This window comes from Agromyces sp. NSFZ (genome assembly GCF_056156205.1).
Genome location: NZ_CM149585.1, coordinates 1498903 through 1516194, shown reverse-complemented (window position 1 = coordinate 1516194; position 17292 = coordinate 1498903). Strand labels below are relative to the sequence as shown.

20 protein-coding genes are annotated in these 17292 nt (G+C 69.5%); 4 read left to right on the top strand and 16 right to left on the bottom strand.

The window, feature by feature from the left end; all coding sequences use genetic code 11:
• Positions 1 to 12: 12 nt before the first annotated feature.
• The 13 genes from ACVFI9_RS07145 to ACVFI9_RS07085 all read right to left on the bottom strand — a co-directional run bounded on the left by ACVFI9_RS07145 (position 13) and on the right by ACVFI9_RS07085 (position 11025).
• On the bottom strand, positions 13 to 774 hold the full coding sequence (locus ACVFI9_RS07145) for a YaaA family protein (protein ID WP_474765379.1): 762 nt from the start codon (positions 772 to 774) through the stop codon (positions 13 to 15).
• A complete protein-coding gene (locus ACVFI9_RS07140) occupies positions 775 to 1347 on the bottom strand; it encodes a P-loop nucleotide/nucleoside kinase family protein (protein WP_474765377.1) in 573 nt (190 codons plus the stop codon).
• Between the two features lie 10 nt (positions 1348 to 1357).
• Positions 1358 to 1618, bottom strand: coding sequence for a F0F1 ATP synthase subunit epsilon (locus ACVFI9_RS07135; protein WP_474765376.1), 261 nt, complete (start codon positions 1616 to 1618; stop codon positions 1358 to 1360).
• Between the two features lie 2 nt (positions 1619 to 1620).
• Positions 1621 to 3081, bottom strand: coding sequence for a F0F1 ATP synthase subunit beta (atpD, locus tag ACVFI9_RS07130; RefSeq protein ID WP_474765375.1), 1461 nt, complete (start codon positions 3079 to 3081; stop codon positions 1621 to 1623).
• A 21-nt stretch (positions 3082 to 3102) separates the two neighbouring features.
• Positions 3103 to 3999 (bottom strand): F0F1 ATP synthase subunit gamma, encoded by an 897-nt coding sequence (locus ACVFI9_RS07125; protein WP_474765373.1) that lies wholly within the window; start codon positions 3997 to 3999, stop codon positions 3103 to 3105.
• Positions 4000 to 4039: 40 nt separating this feature from the next.
• On the bottom strand, positions 4040 to 5680 hold the full coding sequence (gene atpA, locus ACVFI9_RS07120; protein WP_474765372.1) for a F0F1 ATP synthase subunit alpha: 1641 nt from the start codon (positions 5678 to 5680) through the stop codon (positions 4040 to 4042).
• 96 nt (positions 5681 to 5776) lie between these two features.
• Positions 5777 to 6568: a F0F1 ATP synthase subunit delta gene (locus ACVFI9_RS07115; protein WP_474765370.1), complete on the bottom strand. Its 792-nt coding sequence runs from the start codon at positions 6566 to 6568 to the stop codon at positions 5777 to 5779.
• A gap of 3 nt (positions 6569 to 6571) precedes the next feature.
• Positions 6572 to 7132 (bottom strand): F0F1 ATP synthase subunit B, encoded by a 561-nt coding sequence (locus ACVFI9_RS07110; RefSeq protein ID WP_474765368.1) that lies wholly within the window; start codon positions 7130 to 7132, stop codon positions 6572 to 6574.
• Positions 7133 to 7160: 28 nt separating this feature from the next.
• Entirely contained in the window at positions 7161 to 7397 is a 237-nt protein-coding gene (gene atpE / locus ACVFI9_RS07105) for an ATP synthase F0 subunit C (RefSeq protein WP_067947113.1), read from the bottom strand.
• Positions 7398 to 7442: 45 nt separating this feature from the next.
• Positions 7443 to 8222: a F0F1 ATP synthase subunit A gene (gene atpB / locus ACVFI9_RS07100; RefSeq protein ID WP_474765367.1), complete on the bottom strand. Its 780-nt coding sequence runs from the start codon at positions 8220 to 8222 to the stop codon at positions 7443 to 7445.
• Between the two features lie 235 nt (positions 8223 to 8457).
• Positions 8458 to 8934: a hypothetical protein gene (locus ACVFI9_RS07095; protein WP_474765365.1), complete on the bottom strand. Its 477-nt coding sequence runs from the start codon at positions 8932 to 8934 to the stop codon at positions 8458 to 8460.
• On the bottom strand, positions 8915 to 10243 hold the full coding sequence (locus ACVFI9_RS07090; RefSeq protein WP_474765363.1) for an MraY family glycosyltransferase: 1329 nt from the start codon (positions 10241 to 10243) through the stop codon (positions 8915 to 8917). Before ACVFI9_RS07090 ends, ACVFI9_RS07095 begins: the two co-directional genes overlap by 20 nt.
• Positions 10240 to 11025 carry an L-threonylcarbamoyladenylate synthase gene (locus tag ACVFI9_RS07085; RefSeq protein ID WP_474765362.1) on the bottom strand — a complete coding sequence of 262 codons (786 nt, stop codon included), beginning with the start codon at positions 11023 to 11025 and terminating at the stop codon, positions 10240 to 10242. Before ACVFI9_RS07085 ends, ACVFI9_RS07090 begins: the two co-directional genes overlap by 4 nt.
• Positions 11026 to 11067: 42 nt before the next feature.
• Here ACVFI9_RS07085 and ACVFI9_RS07080 point away from each other — a divergent pair, with 42 nt between their 5' ends.
• Entirely contained in the window at positions 11068 to 11703 is a 636-nt protein-coding gene (locus ACVFI9_RS07080; protein WP_474765360.1) for an HAD-IA family hydrolase, read from the top strand.
• A gap of 91 nt (positions 11704 to 11794) precedes the next feature.
• Here ACVFI9_RS07080 and ACVFI9_RS07075 read toward each other — a convergent pair whose 3' ends face one another.
• Complete coding sequence (locus tag ACVFI9_RS07075; protein WP_474765359.1) at positions 11795 to 12619, bottom strand: ABC transporter permease; 825 nt, start codon at positions 12617 to 12619, stop codon at positions 11795 to 11797.
• Between the two features lie 5 nt (positions 12620 to 12624).
• On the bottom strand, positions 12625 to 13560 hold the full coding sequence (locus ACVFI9_RS07070; RefSeq protein ID WP_474765357.1) for an ATP-binding cassette domain-containing protein: 936 nt from the start codon (positions 13558 to 13560) through the stop codon (positions 12625 to 12627).
• A 120-nt stretch (positions 13561 to 13680) separates the two neighbouring features.
• On the opposite strand from ACVFI9_RS07070, the gene ACVFI9_RS07065 reads away from it, so the two are divergent.
• On the top strand, positions 13681 to 14661 hold the full coding sequence (locus ACVFI9_RS07065; protein ID WP_474765356.1) for a TetR/AcrR family transcriptional regulator: 981 nt from the start codon (positions 13681 to 13683) through the stop codon (positions 14659 to 14661).
• Between the two features lie 13 nt (positions 14662 to 14674).
• Here ACVFI9_RS07065 and prmC read toward each other — a convergent pair whose 3' ends face one another.
• Complete coding sequence (prmC, locus tag ACVFI9_RS07060) at positions 14675 to 15547, bottom strand: peptide chain release factor N(5)-glutamine methyltransferase (RefSeq protein ID WP_474766196.1); 873 nt, start codon at positions 15545 to 15547, stop codon at positions 14675 to 14677.
• Positions 15548 to 15664: 117 nt separating this feature from the next.
• Between prmC and cysK the strand changes: the two genes are divergently transcribed.
• Together cysK and epsC are read left to right on the top strand one after the other, a co-directional pair.
• Positions 15665 to 16600, top strand: a complete 936-nt coding sequence (cysK, locus tag ACVFI9_RS07055; protein ID WP_474765354.1) for a cysteine synthase A — start codon at positions 15665 to 15667, stop codon at positions 16598 to 16600.
• A gap of 4 nt (positions 16601 to 16604) precedes the next feature.
• On the top strand, positions 16605 to 17183 hold the full coding sequence (gene epsC, locus ACVFI9_RS07050) for a serine O-acetyltransferase EpsC (RefSeq protein WP_474765352.1): 579 nt from the start codon (positions 16605 to 16607) through the stop codon (positions 17181 to 17183).
• The last annotated feature ends 109 nt before the right edge of the window (positions 17184 to 17292 follow it).

Here is a 17292-nt window from a genome sequence, read left to right as displayed (position 1 = left end):
GATCCGACTGGCTCAGGCGACGAGTTGGAGCTCGCGCGGCGCGTCGCCCGACGGTGACCGCCCCAGCTCCAGGGTGAATCCCGCCGCGGCGGCCCAGTCGATGAGCTCGTCGACCGAGCCGGGCTCGGTTCTCGACTCGAGGAGGGCGCGCGTGAAGCGCCCCTTCGCCTGCTTGTTGAAGTGGTTCATGGCACGCCGGCGTCCGTCGGCATCCTCGGCCACGACGCGCACGAACACGCTGTCCGTTCTTGCCGGTGCCGTGCCGAGGTCGGCGTATCCCTCCGACCGGAGATCCACGATGAGGCCCTCGGCATCGGCGAGACACGCGGCGATCGCCCCCTGCCAGTGTCGGCGCAGCCCCAGGCCCGGCAGACGCGAGTCATGCGAGAGCCGGTACGCCGGAATCGCATCGAGCGCGCCGACGAGACCGAACAGCGCCGAATGCACCACGAGGGTGCGAGCCGCGAACGACCTCGCCCGTGCGTCGAGGGAGCCGGCGTCCAGCGCGTCGAACAGGACCCCCGTGTACCGGTCGATGGCAGGCATCGTCGGCGAGGTGCGCAGCGTCCGGTTCCGCTCCACCTCGAAGGCGAGGCGAGGACCGAGCTTCAGCGCCCGCATCATCGCCTCGGAATCCGTAGCGAGCGCACCGACACGTTCGATCAGCTCGAGCCGGAGTGCGGTGAACCGGGGATACGAGAGCGAGGCGACGTCGAGAGGTGAACCCTCGCCGCCGTCGCGCTTCGTCTCCGACGGCGGCAGCAGGACGAGCATCTACGACGCGATGAACGCGAGGGCGGCGTCGACGTTCGATCCGAGGGAGCCGACGCTGTCGATCGTCATACGCGGCAGCGCAGAGCTCGGGCCTGTCCACGCGGCGTAGCCCTCGAGGCTCTGTTCGACCGCGCGCCACGTCGTCTCGTCGAGGTGGGGCAACCGGCGCTCCCGCTTCTCGAGGCGCTCACGATGCAGGCCCTCGTCGGAGCAGACCACCTCGATGACCCGCAGGCGCACGTCGGTGCGATCGGCCAAGTCACGCCACTGCAGGCGCGCCGCCTCTGCGGCGTTCACCGCGTCGACGATCACCGTGCGACCCGACTCGAGTTCCTTCTCGGCGATCTGCTCGGCGACGAGGTACGCGGCCAGTCCCGTCGGCTGGTCGGCATCGATCCCGGCGCGCAGGATCGCGGACTCGATGGGATCGACCGACACGACGGTGGCACCGAGCCGGGCGCCGACGATCTCCGCGATCGTCGACTTGCCCGCGCCCGGTAGGCCCGCCATGACGACGAGCTGGGTGACGCTCAGGTCACCGAATTGACGATCGATCGGCTGCTCCCCCGGCATCCGAACCTCCTCAGGCGAGTTCGGCGCGGGAGGCGACCACCTGCACCGCGTCAGCATGCACCGACAGGAAGCCGTCCTCGGCGTTGGCGGTGATCTTCTCACCGCCCGCGAGGGTCACCCTCACCTCGCCGCCCGCCAGGATGGCGAGCATGGGCTCGTGACCGGGCAGGATGCCGATCTCGCCTTCCACGGTGCGGGCGACGACCATGCTCGCCTCGCCCGCCCAGACTTCCCGGTCGGCCGAGACGACGCTCACGTTGAGGGCGGCCATGCTCAGCCGTTCTCCTTCTGGATCTGCGCCCACTTCTCCTCGACGTCGGTGATCGGTCCGACGTTGAAGAAGGCCTGCTCGGCGACGTGGTCGAAGTCACCGCGGGCGATCGCGTCGAACGACTCGATCGTGTCCTTCAGCGGCACGGTCGACCCCTCGACGCCCGTGAACTTCTTCGCCATGTAGGTGTTCTGCGAGAGGAACTGCTGGATCCGGCGCGCACGCGAGACCGTGATCTTGTCTTCCTCGGAGAGCTCGTCGACACCGAGGATCGCGATGATCTCCTGCAGTTCCTTGTTCTTCTGGAGGATCTGCTTGACGGTGGTGGCGACGCGGTAGTGGTCCTCACCCAGGTACCGGGGGTCGAGGATTCGCGACGTCGAGGTCAGCGGGTCCACGGCCGGGTACAGGCCCTTCGAGGCGATCTCACGCGAGAGCTCGGTCGTCGCGTCGAGGTGCGCGAAGGTCGTGGCCGGCGCCGGGTCGGTGTAGTCGTCGGCCGGCACGTAGATCGCCTGCAGCGAGGTGATCGAGTGACCGCGCGTCGAGGTGATGCGCTCCTGCAGGATGCCCATCTCGTCGGCGAGGTTCGGCTGGTAGCCCACCGCAGAGGGCATGCGGCCGAGCAGGGTCGACACCTCGGAACCCGCCTGCGTGAAGCGGAAGATGTTGTCGATGAACAGCAGCACGTCCTGCTTCTGCACGTCGCGGAAGTACTCCGCCATCGTCAGGGCGGACAGGGCCACGCGAAGGCGCGTCCCGGGCGGCTCGTCCATCTGGCCGAACACGAGGGCCGTCTTGTCGAAGACGCCCGCCTCCTCCATCTCGTGGATGAGGTCGTTGCCTTCACGCGTGCGCTCGCCGACGCCCGCGAACACCGACACGCCACCGTGGTCCTGCGCGACGCGCTGGATCATCTCCTGGATGAGGACGGTCTTGCCGACGCCCGCACCGCCGAAGAGGCCGATCTTGCCACCCTGCACGTACGGGGTGAGCAGGTCGATGACCTTGATGCCGGTCTCGAAGAGCTGCGTCTTCGACTCGAGCTGGTCGAAGGCCGGGGGCTTGCGGTGGATCGGCCAGCGCTCGGTGATCTCGAGCTGCTCGCCGGGCTCGCCGTTCAACACCTCGCCGATGACGTTGAAGACCTTGCCCTTGGTGACGTCGCCGACGGGCACCGAGATCGCGGCACCGGTGTCGCGGACCTCCTGGCCGCGGACCAGGCCGTCGGTCGGCTTCAGCGCGATGGCACGCACGAGGTCGTCGCCGAGGTGCTGCGCGACCTCGAGCGTGAGCGTCGTGGTCTCGCCGCCGAGGGTGATCTCGGTCTGGAGAGCGTTGTAGATCTCGGGGATCGAGTCGTGCGGGAACTCGATGTCGACGACGGGGCCCGTGACGCGGGCGATGCGGCCGACGGCGCCGGCGGTCGACTCGGCGACCGGCGCGGTTGCGGTGTCAGTCATTCTGGCTCTCTCTTTTCTGGATTACTTCTTCACGACGAGCGCGTCGGCGCCGCCCACGATCTCGGCGATCTGCTGCGTGATCTCGGCCTGACGCGCCTCGTTCGCGAGCCTGGTGTAGTCGGTGATGAGCTTGTCGGCGTTGTCGCTCGCCGACTTCATCGCCTTCTGCGTCGCGGCGTGCTTGGCCGCCGCCGACTGCAGGAGCGCGTTGAAGATGCGGCTCTCGATGTAGACCGGAAGCAGCGAGTCCAGCACGGTCTCGACGTCGGGCTCGAACTCGTAGAGCGGCTGCACCGTCGCGTCGGGCTCCTCGACGCCCTCGACGACCTCGAGGGGAAGCAGGCGGACAACCTCGGGGGTCTGCGTCATCATGCTCACGAACCGGTTGTAGACGATGTGGATCTCGTCGACCCCACCGTCGGAGGCATCTCGCAGGAACGCCTCGAGCACCGCGTCGGAGATCTCCTTCGCCAGCTCGAACTCGGGGTTCTCGGAGCTGCCCGTCCACTGCCGCTCGGAATCCCGGCGACGGAACTGGAAGTAGCCCACCGACTTGCGACCGACGAGGAAGTACACGACCTCCTTGCCCTGCGAGCGGAGCAGCTCACTGAGCTCCTCGGCCTCGCGCAGCACCTGCGAGTTGAACGCACCCGCGAGGCCCCGATCGGACGTGAGGATGACCACGGCCGCCCGCTCGATCGTCTCGGGCTCGGTCGTGAGCACGTGGTCGACGTTCGAGTACGTCGCGACGGCCGAGACCGCGCGGGTGATGGCGCGCGAGTACGGCGTCGAAGCCGTCACACGCGCCTGCGCCTTCTGGATGCGCGAGGCGGCGATGAGCTCCATCGCCTTGGTGATCTTCTTCGTCGTCTGGGCAGACTTGATCTTCTGCCGGTAGACCCGAAGTTGCGCTCCCATTTCTCTCCTGTATCCCTAGATCCGATCGAGGCCGTGACGCCTAGCGGCGAGCCTTGACGATCTTCTCCTGGTTGACATCCTCTTCGGCGATCGCCTCGAACTGCTCGGAGCCGACCGATGCGAGCGGCTTGCCCTCACCCGTCTGGAACTCGAGCTTGAACTTGTCGACCTCGGACTCGAGCGTGGCCACGTTCTCGTCGGAGAGCACATTGGTGTCGCGCAGCTCGGTGAGCACGGTGGTGTTGCGGCCGAGGTAGTCGAGGAACTCGCGCTCGAAGCGCAGGATGTCCTCGACGGGCACCTCGTCGAGCTTGCCGTTGGTACCGGCCCAGATCGACACGACCTGCTCCTCGACCGGGTACGGCGAGTACTGCGGCTGCTTGAGCAGCTCGGTCAGGCGTGCACCGCGGGCGAGCTGGCGGCGGCTCGCGGCGTCGAGGTCGGACGCGAACATCGCGAACGCCTCGAGCGAGCGGTACTGGGCGAGCTCGAGCTTCAGCGTGCCGGAGACCTTCTTGATCGACTTCACCTGCGCGTCGCCGCCGACTCGGGAGACCGAGATGCCGACGTCGACCGCCGGACGCTGGTTCGCGTTGAAGAGGTCGGACTGCAGGAAGATCTGGCCGTCGGTGATCGAGATCACGTTGGTCGGGATGTACGCCGAGACGTCGTTGGCCTTCGTCTCGATGATCGGAAGTCCCGTCATCGAGCCCGCACCGAGGTCGTCGGAGAGCTTCGCGCAACGCTCGAGCAGACGCGAGTGCAGGTAGAAGACGTCACCGGGGTACGCCTCGCGGCCCGGCGGGCGGCGCAGCAGCAGCGACACGGCGCGGTAGGCCTCGGCCTGCTTCGACAGGTCGTCGAAGATGATGAGCACGTGCTTCGAGTCGTACATCCAGTGCTGGCCGATGGCCGAACCGGTGTAGGGCGCGAGGTACTTGAAGCCGGCTGGGTCGGACGCGGGCGCCGCGACGATGGTCGTGTACTCCATGGCGCCGGCCTCTTCGAGCGCGCCCTTCACGCCCGCGATCGTCGAGCCCTTCTGGCCGATCGCGACGTAGATGCAACGCACCTGCTTGTTGGGGTCGCCCGAGTCCCAGTTGGCCTTCTGGTTGATGATCGTGTCGATCGCGATGGCCGTCTTGCCGGTCTGGCGGTCGCCGATGATGAGCTGGCGCTGGCCGCGGCCGACCGGGATCATCGCGTCGATGGCCTTGATGCCGGTCTGCAGCGGCTCGTGCACCGACTTGCGCTGCATGACGCCAGGCGCCTGCAGTTCGAGGGCGCGGCGGCCCTCGATGCCGGTGATCTCGCCCAATCCGTCGATCGGGTTGCCGAGCGGGTCGACGACCCGGCCGAGGTATCCCTCGCCCACGGGCACCGAGAGGACCTCGCCGGTGCGGGTCACCTCCATGCCCTCCTCGATGCCGGTGAACTCACCGAGCACGACGACGCCGATCTCGTCTTCCTCGAGGTTCAGCGCGAGGCCGAGCGTGCCGTCGGCGAAGCGCACGAGCTCGTTCGCCATGACCGAGGGCAGTCCCTCGACGTGGGCGATGCCGTCGGCGGCGTCGGTGACGTACCCGACCTCGGTCTTCTGGGCCGCGCCCGGCTCGTAGTCCCGGGCGAACTCCGAGAGAGCCGAACGGATCTCGTCGGGGCTGATGGAGAGTTCTGCCATTGCCATTTCCTTCTCTGCGGGCCAGGCCCTTTTCTGTACTGGTTGTACAGCTACTGGTGTGTCGCGGCGCGGACGCCGGTCGTTGTGGGTCCGGCGTCAGCCGGCAAGCTTCTGCCTCAGCGCGCCGAGGCGGCTGGCGACGGAACCGTCGATGACGTCGTCGCCGATCTGCACGCGAACCCCGCCGAGGACGGCGGGATCGACGATGGTGTCGAACCGGATGCGCCGCCCGGCCTGCGCCGACAGGCCCTGCTCGAGGCGAGCGAGCTGGTCGGCGGTCAGCGGAACGGCCGTCGTGACCGTCGCGACGTCGAAGCCGCGCTGGTCGGCGACGACCGAGGCCGCGCTGCGGAGCATCTCGCCGATGCGACGACCACGAGGGTCCTGCACCAGGTGTCGCACGATGGCGAGCGCCGCTGGCGACGCGCTGCCGAGCAGCCGCTCGACCAGGGTGACCTTGGCCTGCCGCGAGCCGAGCTTCGACCCGAGCGCGAGCTCGAGCTCGGCGTCGGAGGCGACCGTGCGCTCGAAGGAGAAGAGCTCGGCGTCGATGTCGACGCCCTCTCCTGCGCTGTCGGCGGCGAGCCGGAACCCGAGCTCCTCGATTCCCGCGAGGAAGTCGGCCGCGCTCGACCAGCGGCTGGAGGCCGCACTGACCAGCAGCGTCGCCGCGTCGGCCGAGATCCTGCGACCGAAGACCGCCTCGACGAGCGCGCGCTTCTGCGCGGCATCCGCCTCGGTGTCGGTGAGGGCGGTACGCAGTTGCGACGTCGACCCGATGACGCGGCCCGCGGCGAGGAGGTCCTCCGCGACCGGGAGCGCGGGACGGCCGAGCGACGCGAGCGCCGCCCGCGTCTCGGCCAGGGCCTCTCTCGTAGCGCTACCCATGGGTTACTTCTTCCCTCCGGCGGTGGCCTCGGATGCCTCGAGGTCGGCGAGGAAGCGGTCGACCACGGCCTTGGCCCGCTGGTCGTCGGAGAGCGACTCGCCGATCACGCCGGAGGCGAGGTCGATCGCGATGGTGCCGACCTCGGACCGGAGGGACACGAGTGCCGACTGGCGCTCGGCCTCGATCTGCGCCTGCGCGCTCGCGGTGACGCGCGCGGCCTCGCTCACGGCCTGGTCCTTGGCCTCGGCGACGATCTTCTTGCCGTCTTCGCGGGCGGTCTCGCGGATGCGACCCGCCTCGGCACGCGCGTCGGCGAGCTGGGCGGTGTACTCCTCGAGGGCCGCCTCGGCCTTGCGCTGCGCCTCGTCGGCCTTCGCGATGTTGCCCTCGATGGCCTCGGCGCGCTCGTCGAGCAGCTTCTGGAGCCGGGGCAGCACGTAGCGCCAGAAGAACAGGAGCAGCACCACGAAGATGACCGCCGACCAGATGATGTCGTAGGCGGCCGGCAACAGCGGGTTGGGTGACTCCCCCTCGGTTGCAGCACTCACGAGTGCATGAAGCACAGTTGCCTCCTCGATTGGAGCGGGCGGATCAGAAGCCGAAGATGAAGCCGGTCGCGATGCCGACGAACGCGAGCGCCTCGGTGAAGGCGATGCCGATCCACATCAGGACCTGCAGGCGGCCGGCGAGCTCGGGCTGGCGGGCGACACCCTCGATCGTCTTGCCGACGACGATGCCCACGCCGATGGCCGGGCCGATCGCGGCGAGGCCGTATCCGACCGTCGCAATGCTGCCGCTGATCTCCGCGAGAACGGTGGTTGCGTCCACGTTGGTGTTTCCTTTCTTAGGGAGTGAAGTGGGCGAGTGCCCGGCTCAGTGCTCCTCGGCGACCGCGAGCTGGATGTAGACCGCGGTGAGGAGCGTGAAGACGTACGCCTGCAGGAGGGCGACGAGGATCTCGAACAGCGTGAAGGCGAAGCCGAACGCGAGGCTGCCCGCGGCGAGCACCGTCCATGCCCCGCCGAGCGTGAAGAGGAAGAAGTGCGTCGCGGAGAAGAACAGCACGAGCAGCAGGTGCCCGACGATCATGTTCATCAGGAGTCGCAGGGTGAGCGTGACGGGGCGCAGGATGAACGTCGAGATGAGCTCGATGAGCGCCACGATCGGCAGCACGAAGATCGGCACGCCGGGCGGGAACAGCGAGTTCTTGAAGAAGCCGCCCGGGCTCTTCTTGATGCCGGCGTAGATGAAGGTGACGTACGAGACGACGGCGAGCACGAGCGGAACGCCGATGACCGAGGTGCCCGCGATGTTCAGGAACGGGATGATGCCCGTCAGGTTCATGAACAGGATCATGAAGAACATCGTCATGAGGATCGGCAGGAAGCGCTTGCCGTCCTTCTTGCCGAGCAGGTCCTCGGCGATGTTCACGCGCACGAAGTCGAGGCCCATCTCGACGAGGCTCTGGAAGCGGCCGGGAACGACCTGCATGCGGCGCGTGCCGAGCCAGAAGATGAGCAGGAGCGCCGCGACCGCGACGAAACGGACGATCATGATGCGGTTGATCGCGAAGGGCGTGCCCTCGAAGAGCACGACCTCGGGGAAGAACTCCAGGATCGACGGAGCGTGGAAGCCGCCTTCGTCGGTCGACATCGGTACCAGCAGGTTGAGGGCGTTAGCTAGCAGCGCTATCTCCTGTTTCGGGGCGTGGAGCTCGGCTCTCGCGACGACGAACAACGGAACGGAATCCGCCCATGCCGGACCAGGGTGGGAAACCGTGGGGGGATCGCCATCACTCTAGCAAGAACTTCTACGAGCGGACGAATTCGCCGGGCACCGATTCGTCCTGCGGATGCCATTCGGGCGGACGCTCTTCGTCGTGCGGACGCTATTCGTCGTGCGGAGCCTTCGGCAGCTGCACGTCGCTCGCATACGGCATCCGCGACTTCGCGACCACGAGCACGTCGACCACGAGGGAGGCGATGACGCCCGCGACCAGGCTGAGGAAGAGCACGGTCGGGTTCAGCCAGTCGGCACCGCGCAGCACCACGACGAGCACGATGAAGACGATGAACTTCAGGAGCCATCCGCCGAGGACGATGCCGAAGAACGCGCCGATGAAGACCTCGCTCGATGCGAAGCGGTTGGCGAACAGGATGCTCGCCGCCGTGATGCCCATGAACACGGCCGCCATGAGGGTGCCGATGAGCGCGCTCACGAGGCCCTCGGCGCCGGCGAAGACGAGGCCGAGGATGCCGCTCACCACGAGGACGACCCCGGCGAGTGCGGCGCCCCAGACGAGCGCGCGCCGGAGCACGGGATTCGAGGTCGGGGTGCGGTCGGGCTCAGGGCGTGCGTCGGTCATGGTGCTCCAGTTCGGGGTCGCCCGATTCTACCGGGCGGTTCGGAGCGACGACCGGGCTCGCCTTCGACACGGCCTCGTCGAGGAGGTCGACGTGATGCACGGGGATCGGGCCCGTCTCGAGTTCGTCGTACACCGAGGCATCCGCCGCGGCCGCCGGCTTCGCCTCGGCCGCCACGGTGAGGCGCTTGCGACGTCCGAGCGGAGCGAGCGTGAAGATGGCGCTGGCCACGAAGCCGACGCCGAGGAAGACGAAGCCCCACACGGCATCGATGCCGAACAGGGGGAAGACGTAAGTGAGGAGGAAGCCGACCGAGGCGACCGCCGTCCACGCGTAGAAGATCAGCACCGCGTTGAGATGCGAGTGACCCATGTCGAGGAGCCGGTGGTGCAGGTGCTTCCGGTCGGCGGCGAACGGCGACTTGCCGGCTCGAAGGCGACGGATGACGGCGAGGCCGAAGTCGAGCAGCGGGATGACGAGCACCGCGAACGGCAGGAGGATCGGGATGAAGGCCGCGAACAGCTCTTCGAGGCCGACGGAACCGGGGTTGATCTGGCCGGTCACCGAGATGGCGGACGTGGCCATCAGGAGGCCCACGAGCAACGCCCCGGCGTCGCCCATGAACAGCTTCGCCGGATGCCAGTTGAGCGGCAGGAAGCCCGCGCACGCGCCCACCAGCACCACGGCGATGAGCGAGGCGAGGTTGAAGTAGTTGAGCGGCGAGGTCTGCTGCACCAGGAGGTAGGTGTAGAGGAAGAACACGCCGTTCGCGATGAGCGCGACGCCGGCGACGAGCCCGTCGAGGCCGTCGATGAAGTTGATCGCGTTCATCACGAGCACGATCGCGAACACCGTGATCGTCGCGCTCATCCAGGACGACCCGACGGTGATGCCGCCGATGGGCAGCGACACGATCGACACGCCCTGCCAGGCGATGAGGCCGGCCGCGATGAACTGGCCGGCGAGCTTCGTCGTCCAGTCGAGGTCCCAGATGTCATCGGCGACGCCGATCAGCACGATGAGGAGCGCGGCGCCGAGGATCGAGAGCACCTGACCGGGGTTCTGGAAGATGATCGAGATGTTCGAGAACCTCGTCGATCCGAGCGATGAGATGAACGCCGCCGCGGCGAATGCCGCGAGAATGCCGACGAACATGGCGATCCCGCCGAGGCGCGGCGTCGGCCGGGTGTGCACGTCGCGGTCTCGGATCTTCGGGTACAGCCGGTACTTCAGGCTGAGCTTCCACACCAGCACCGAGCCGCCGAAGGTGACGAGCGCGGCCACGAGGGCGAGCAGGAGGAAGAGGGTCATGAGGCGGCGGCATCCGCTTCGTCGGAGGCGGCGCGTGCGGCTTCCTCGGATGCTTCGGGCGCGACCTCGTCGGCCGGCGCCGCGCCGTCGGCCGGCGCGAGCAGTTCCTCGCCCACGACGGCGGCGATGCGCTCGCGGGAGATGACGCCGGCCCGGACGATGCGCAGCACTCCCCCGTCGGCGTCGAGTCCGGTGGCGTCCACGATCGTCGACGAGGTGTCGCCGGGGCGCTCGCCGATCGGCTCGTACTCGGTACCGGCGGCACCGCCGTCGAGGTACACGGTCACGGCGTCGCCGAGCATCGCCGCGGCATCCGCCGCCGTGATGGCCGACGGCTCACCCGACCGGTTGGCGCTCGACACGGCGAGCGGACCGGTCTCGGAGAGGAGTTCGAGGGCGATCCTGTTCGACGGCATGCGCAGCGCGACGGTGCCGCGCGTCTCGCCGAGGTCCCACTGCAACGAGGGCTGCGCATGCAGGATCACGGTGAGTCCGCCCGGCCAGAACTCGGCGACGAGCCGGCGCACGGGTTCGGGCACGTCGCTCGCGAGCGCGTCGAGGGTGGGGATGCCGGGGATCAGCACGGGCGGCGGCGACGTGCGCTCGCGTCCCTTCGCCTCGAGGAGGCGCGCGACGGCGGCGGGCGAGAACGCATCGGCGGCGACGCCGTAGACCGTGTCGGTGGGGATCACCACGAGCTCGCCGCGACCGATGGCCGCACGGGCGAGCCGCATTCCGGCGAGCAGTTGGGAGTCGACCGAGCAGTCGTAGATGGCAGTCATGACCGCTCGATTCTAGACCCCGCCGCTTGCCATACTCGGGGCATGGCCGCGTTGCTGTTCCTGTTCGATTTCGACAAGACGCTGTACGCGTACGACTTCCGCAGGCGGCTCCCGCGATTGGCCGAGCTCACCGGCGTCAGCCAGTACGCCCTGGCCAAACGCTGGTGGGAGGAGGGTTTCGAGGCGGCGGCGGAGGCGGGCGAGTATCCCTCGACCGAGGAGTACCTGGCGGCGTTCAACGAGGTCACGGGCGGGCGGCTCACGGCCGACGGATGGCGCGACGCCCGGCGTGCGGCGATGACGCCGATTCCCGAGTCGATCGAGGCGCTCCGCCGGGCCGCCGAGCTCGGGACCGTGTCGCTGCTCTCCAACAATCCCGTCATCTTCCGCGAGTCGCTGGCCGAGCTCGCACCCGAGGTCGCGGGCCTGCTCGGCGAGAACGACCTCGTCTCGGCGGTGCTCGGCGCCCGCAAGCCCGAGGCTCGCGTCTACACGCGCGCGCTGAGCCGGTACGGGATCCCACCCGAGGACGCCATGTTCGTCGACGACTCGGGGGCGAACGTGCGCGGCGCCGAGGCCGTCGGCATCACGGCGTTCCAGCTCTTCGAGGTCGACGGCGGCTACAACACGGGCGCCCTCGTCGAGGCGATCGAGGCGTTCGCGGCCGAGCGCGGCTGAGCTCGGCTGAGCGGTTTCAGCGGGCCGCAGCCGAAGGCGCCGGATGCCGCGAACCCGAGCGGCCCGCGGCATCCGGTCATCGCCGCCGGTGTCAGCGGCGACCGGCCTTCCGACGGAAGAGCCAGGCGCCCCACACGACCGACACGGCGATGATGCCGACGCACCAGCCGATCGCCCACCAGGCGGAGTCGCCGAGCGGCGTGCCCATGAGGAGGGCACGGATGGTCTCGATGACGGGCGTGATGGGCTGGTACTCGGCGACCGCCTGCAGCCATTCGGGCATGGTCTCGATGGGCACGAAGGCGCTCGACACGTAGGGCAGGAACAGCAGGACGAACCCGTACCCGCTCGCCGCCTCGGGTGTCGAGGCGGCCAGGCCGATCGCCGCGAACAGGTAGGTGATCGCGAGGATGTACAGGGCGACCACGCCGAGCACGCCGACCCACTCGAGCGGCGAGGCCAAAGGCCGGAACCCCACGAGGAGCGCCACGGCGATCACCACGGCGGTCGCCACGAAGTTGCGCACGAGGCTCGCCACCACGTGCCCGGTGAGCACCGCGCCGCTGCGGATCGGCATGGTGCGGAAGCGGTCGATGATGCCCGTCGTCATGTCACGGGACACGGCGATCGCGGTCGAGGAGGCGCCGAACCCCGCGCACAGCAGGATGATGCCCGGCACGACGTAGTCCACGTAGCCGCCGGTGGGATCGATGGCGTTGCCGAAGATCCACGTGAACATGAGCATGAGCATCGTCGGCAGCACGACGGCCATGATCATGGCCTCCGCGTCGCGCACCGAGTGCAGGAAGCTGCGGGCGATGAAGGTCGACTCGGCGGTCAGGGCGCCGAGACGCGGACGAGTGGCGGCGCGGGTCGAGGAGCGCGTGTCGGCGTCGGTGAGGGTGATGGTGGTCATGTTCGTCACTTCGTCTCGAGGAGTTCACGGGAATCGGACCCTTCGCCACGGCTCAGGGGAACTGCCGCACCGCGCGCGGTGATCGCGAGGAACACGTCATCCAGGCTGGGGCGGCGGATGGCGACCGACGCGCCGTCGGCGGCCGCGGCGGGGTTGCGATCGAGCACATCGACGGCCGCGCGGAGTCCGTGCACGGTGCCGTCGGTCGGCAGTTCGACGACGAGGTCGCCGTCGGCGTCCCGCAACTCGACGACGTCGCCGCCGATGCGGGCCTTCAGCTCGTCGGCGGTGCCCTCTGCGGCGATCCGGCCGCCGTCGAGCACGGCGATGCGGTCGGCGAGGCGGTCGGCCTCCTCGAGGTACTGCGTGGTGAGGAACACCGAGCTGCCGTCGTCGGCGAGCGAGCGGATGACGCTCCAGAGCTCCTGCCGGCTGCGGGCGTCGAGGCCGGTCGTCGGCTCGTCGAGGAAGAGCACCGGCACCGGCACGATGAGGCTGAGCGCGAGGTCGAGGCGACGGCGCATGCCGCCCGAGAAGGTGCCGACCCGCCGGCCCGCGGCATCCGCGAGACCGAAGCGTTCGAGCAGCTCGGCAGCCCTGAGGCGGGCTTCGCGGCGCGCGAGCCCCGAGAGCCGGCCCATCATCACGAGGTTCTCCGTGGCGGTCAGCACCTCGTCGACGGCGGCGGACTGCCCGGTGAGCGCGATGCGGCGCTGCACCTCGTGGGGTTCCGCGACGACGTCGTGGCCGGCGACGTGGGCCGCACCGGCGTCGGGGCGGACGAGCGTGGTGAGGATGTTGATCGTGGTGGTCTTGCCGGCGCCGTTCGGGCCCAGGAGGGCGAAGACGGTGCCCGACGGCACGCTGAGGTCGAGTCCGGTGAGGACGTCGGCGCGGCCGAAGCGCTTGCGGAGACCGCGGGCTTCGATGGCGAGGGACATGGGTTGCTCCTGTCGGTGATGTGCTCTGCGTATCCGGAAAACTGTTTATGTTATCCGCTGTTGTTTCAGTAATACACAGTTCTAGACTGGACGTCAACACCGCCGCGAGAACGGGAGCCGATGCCGAACCCGACGCCGTCCGACCCCGATCGGCCCGACCCCGAGCTGCCGCGCGGGGTGGCCCTCACGTGGGGCATCGCCGCGAACCCGCAGCGCGGCCCCAAGCGCGAGCTCTCCATCGAGCGCATCGTCGACGCCGCGATCGAGATCGCGGATGCCGACGGCCTCGCCGCGGTGTCGATGAGCCGGGTGGCCGCCTCGTTCGGGTTCACGACCATGTCGCTCTACCGGTACGTGACGAGCAAGGACGACCTCATACTGCTCATGCAGGAGGCGGCGAGCGCCGTCTCGGTGCCCGACGACTCCCTCGAGCGCACCTGGCGCGAGGGGCTGACGGCGTGGGTGCTCGCCCTCCGGGCGGCGTTTCAGGAGCATCCGTGGCTCGTCGACGTCCCCATCTCGGGCGCGCCGATCACGCCGAACAGCCTCACGATCGTCGACTGGGCGCTGCGCGAGATGCGCGACCTGCCCTTGAGCGACGGCGAGAAGATGTCGGCCCTGCTCCTGCTCACCAGCTACACGCGGGCCACGAGCGCACAGGCGCGCGACCTCGGTGCGGCCGCCGCGGCATCCGACCCCGCGGATGTCTCGGGCGAGAACTTCTTCGAAGCGCTCACCGAACTCGTCACCCCCGAGCGGTTCCCCTACCTCAGCCCGCTGCTCATGGCCGGTGGGTACGTCGCCGAGCCCGGAGCGGGTTCGGTCGACACCGACGACGACTTCGAGTTCGGGCTGCAGCGCATCCTCGACGGACTCCAGCACCACGTCGAACAGGTGGGGTCGAGCCCGGCGATGGTCGAGCGGGCCCCGCTCCCGCCGCAGCTCGAGCTGCCGCGCGACCCGCGCGTCCGCGAGGCCGCGAAGGCTCGGCGCGAGGCGGAGAAGGCGCTCCGCGAGGCGCAGAAGCGGGAACGCGAGGCCATCAAGGCGGCGCTCGAACGCGAACGGAACGCGCGAGCGCGGGCCGAGCGCCAGAAGTAGCCGACGCCGGTCGTCAGCGCACGGCGGTGGTCGCCCGGTCGCGGCCCGTGAGATCTCGGTGGTGCACGACCCCGCGCCAGCCGTCGGCCGCGAGGATCGCCGCGATCGCCGCCGACTGCGTCTCGGCGTGCTCGATCACGAGTGCGCCGCCGGGATGCACCAGCTCCGCGGCCCGCGCCGACAGCACGCGGATGACGTCGAGCCCGTCAGGGCCGCCGTAGAGCGCCGACCCGGGATCATGCAGCCGCACCTCGGCGTCCCGGGGCAGTTCCGTCGCGGGCACGTACGGCGGATTCGAGACCACCACCGCCGCGCGACCGTCGAGCTCGGGCAGCGCCGTCGCGAGGTCGCCGAACACGAGCTCCAGGTTCGGGGCGCCGACCTCGTCGACGTTCCGGCGCGTCCACGGGAAGGCCTCGGGCGAGTTCTCCACCGCCCAGACGCGCGCATGGGGCACCTCCGTCGCCAGTGCCAGGGCGATCGCACCGGTGCCAGTGCCCAGGTCGATCGCGATGGGCTCGGGCTCCGCCGCAGCGCGCAGCGCGTCGATCGCGAGCTGGGCGACCTGCTCCGTCTCGGGCCGCGGCACGAACACGCCCGGCCCGACCGCGAGCTCGAGGGAGCGGAACGGAGCGCGGCCCGTGAGGTGCTGCAGCGGTTCCCGCCGCTCGCGGCGCGCGACGAGCGACTCGAGCGTCGCGGCATCCGTCGCCGGCAGCTGCCCGCCCATCACGAGCCGTGCCTGCACGCCCCCGCGTGAGAGGCCGAGGACGTGCCCGATGAGCAGTTCCGCGTCGACGACCGGGTCGGGGACGCCTGCCGCGGCGAACCGGGCCACGGTCTCGTCGCGCACCGCGCGCAGGTCGCGTGCGCCGGGCGGGGGCATCCGTTCATCCACGAAATGGAATGTAACGCACGGTGCCGCCCAAGGGGCGCCACGTAGGCTTGACCACGGCAGCCCGCCCGGCGGCCCAGCCGTCGCACGTACCCGAGAGGAAGCACCATGGCCAAGGTCTTCGACAACATCACGCAGGTCTTCGGAGGCACCCCGCTCGTCCGCCTGAACCGGGTGACCGATGGCGCGCCGGCCGAGGTGCTCGCGAAGCTCGAGTTCTACAACCCGTCGGCGAGCGTGAAGGACCGCCTCGGCATCGCGATCGTCGACGCGGCCGAGGCTTCTGGCGAGCTGCAGCCCGGCGGCACGATCGTCGAGGCGACCAGCGGCAACACCGGCATCGCACTCGCCATGATCGGTGCCGCTCGCGGCTACAAGGTGATCATCGCCATGCCCGAGACCATGAGCCGCGAGCGTCGCGGACTCCTCCGCGCCTACGGAGCCGAGCTCGTGCTCACGCCCGGCGGCGAGGGCATGAAGGGCGCCGTCGCGCGCGCCGAGCAGATCGTGGCCGACACCCCGGGCGCGGTGCTCGCGAAGCAGTTCGACAACCTCGCGAACGTCGAGATCCACCGTCGCACCACGGCCGAGGAGGTCTGGAACGACACCGACGGCGGCGTCGACATCTTCGTCGCGGGCATCGGCACCGGCGGCACCCTCTCGGGCGTCGGCCAAGTGCTCAAGGAGCGCAAGCCCGAGGTGCGCATCGTCGGCGTCGAGCCGGCCGAGTCGCCCATCCTCACGGGCGGGCAGCCCGGCCCGCACAAGATCCAGGGCATCGGGGCGAACTTCGTGCCGTCGATCCTCGACCGCGACGTCTACGACGAGATCTTCGACGTGAACATCGACCAGGCCCTCGCCATGGCGCGCCGGCTCGGCATCGAGGAGGGCATCCTCGGCGGCATCTCCTCCGGCGCGACGGTGCACGCCGCGGTCGAGCTCGCGAAGCGCCCCGAGAACGCCGGCAAGACCATCGTCGTGATCATCGCGAGCTTCGGCGAGCGGTACCTCTCGACGGTCTTGTACGAAGGTCTGCTTGACTGATCGGGTGCCGATTCTCAGAACGCTCAGGGAAGACCTCGCGACCGCCCGCTCGCACGACCCCGCCGCGCGCAGCGACCTCGAGGTCTTCCTCGCGTACTCGGGACTGCACGCCATCTGGGCATACCGCCTGTCGCACCGGCTGTGGAGTGCCGGCTTCCGGCTGCCGGCGCGACTGCTGTCGCAGCTCGTGCGATTCCTCACGGGCATCGAGATCCACCCGGGGGCGACGATCGGCCGCCGCTTCTTCATCGACCACGGCATGGGCGTCGTCGTCGGCGAGACGTCCGTCGTGGGCGACGACGTCATGCTCTACCACGGCGTCACGCTGGGCGGGAAGGCGCCGCGCAACACGCCGCCGGGCACCAAGCGGCACCCGACCCTCGAAGACGGCGTCACCGTCGGCGCCGGCGCGAAGATCCTCGGCGACATCGTGATCGGCGCCTGGAGCGCGGTCGGCGCGAACGCCGTGGTGACCAAGGCCGCTCCCCCGCACTCGCTCCTCGTCGGCGTGCCGGCGGGCGTCAGGCCGCTGCAGCGATCCACGGCGGACGCGGCTCGCGGCGTGCACGACTGGCACATCTGACGCGGCACGGCCGCCCGCCCCATCTCCGCGCCACTTCGGCGTCCTCTGCGCCAGTACAACTGGCGCACGCGACGCACAACTGGCGCGGAGCGGCGAGCGGGCTCGGTCC

Coding starts and splice junctions, on each gene's coding strand:
- ACVFI9_RS07145 (WP_474765379.1), bottom strand. CDS start 774: ATGCTCGTCCTGCTGCCGCCGTCGGAGACGAAGCGCGACGGCGGCGAG.
- ACVFI9_RS07140 (WP_474765377.1), bottom strand. CDS start 1,347: ATGCCGGGGGAGCAGCCGATCGATCGTCAATTCGGTGACCTGAGCGTC.
- ACVFI9_RS07135 (WP_474765376.1), bottom strand. CDS start 1,618: ATGGCCGCCCTCAACGTGAGCGTCGTCTCGGCCGACCGGGAAGTCTGG.
- atpD (WP_474765375.1), bottom strand. CDS start 3,081: ATGACTGACACCGCAACCGCGCCGGTCGCCGAGTCGACCGCCGGCGCC.
- ACVFI9_RS07125 (WP_474765373.1), bottom strand. CDS start 3,999: ATGGGAGCGCAACTTCGGGTCTACCGGCAGAAGATCAAGTCTGCCCAG.
- atpA (WP_474765372.1), bottom strand. CDS start 5,680: ATGGCAGAACTCTCCATCAGCCCCGACGAGATCCGTTCGGCTCTCTCG.
- ACVFI9_RS07115 (WP_474765370.1), bottom strand. CDS start 6,568: ATGGGTAGCGCTACGAGAGAGGCCCTGGCCGAGACGCGGGCGGCGCTC.
- atpB (WP_474765367.1), bottom strand. CDS start 8,222: ATGTCGACCGACGAAGGCGGCTTCCACGCTCCGTCGATCCTGGAGTTC.
- ACVFI9_RS07095 (WP_474765365.1), bottom strand. CDS start 8,934: ATGACCGACGCACGCCCTGAGCCCGACCGCACCCCGACCTCGAATCCC.
- ACVFI9_RS07090 (WP_474765363.1), bottom strand. CDS start 10,243: ATGACCCTCTTCCTCCTGCTCGCCCTCGTGGCCGCGCTCGTCACCTTC.
- ACVFI9_RS07085 (WP_474765362.1), bottom strand. CDS start 11,025: ATGACTGCCATCTACGACTGCTCGGTCGACTCCCAACTGCTCGCCGGA.
- ACVFI9_RS07080 (WP_474765360.1), top strand. CDS start 11,068: ATGGCCGCGTTGCTGTTCCTGTTCGATTTCGACAAGACGCTGTACGCG.
- ACVFI9_RS07075 (WP_474765359.1), bottom strand. CDS start 12,619: ATGACCACCATCACCCTCACCGACGCCGACACGCGCTCCTCGACCCGC.
- ACVFI9_RS07070 (WP_474765357.1), bottom strand. CDS start 13,560: ATGTCCCTCGCCATCGAAGCCCGCGGTCTCCGCAAGCGCTTCGGCCGC.
- ACVFI9_RS07065 (WP_474765356.1), top strand. CDS start 13,681: ATGCCGAACCCGACGCCGTCCGACCCCGATCGGCCCGACCCCGAGCTG.
- prmC (WP_474766196.1), bottom strand. CDS start 15,547: ATGCCCCCGCCCGGCGCACGCGACCTGCGCGCGGTGCGCGACGAGACC.
- cysK (WP_474765354.1), top strand. CDS start 15,665: ATGGCCAAGGTCTTCGACAACATCACGCAGGTCTTCGGAGGCACCCCG.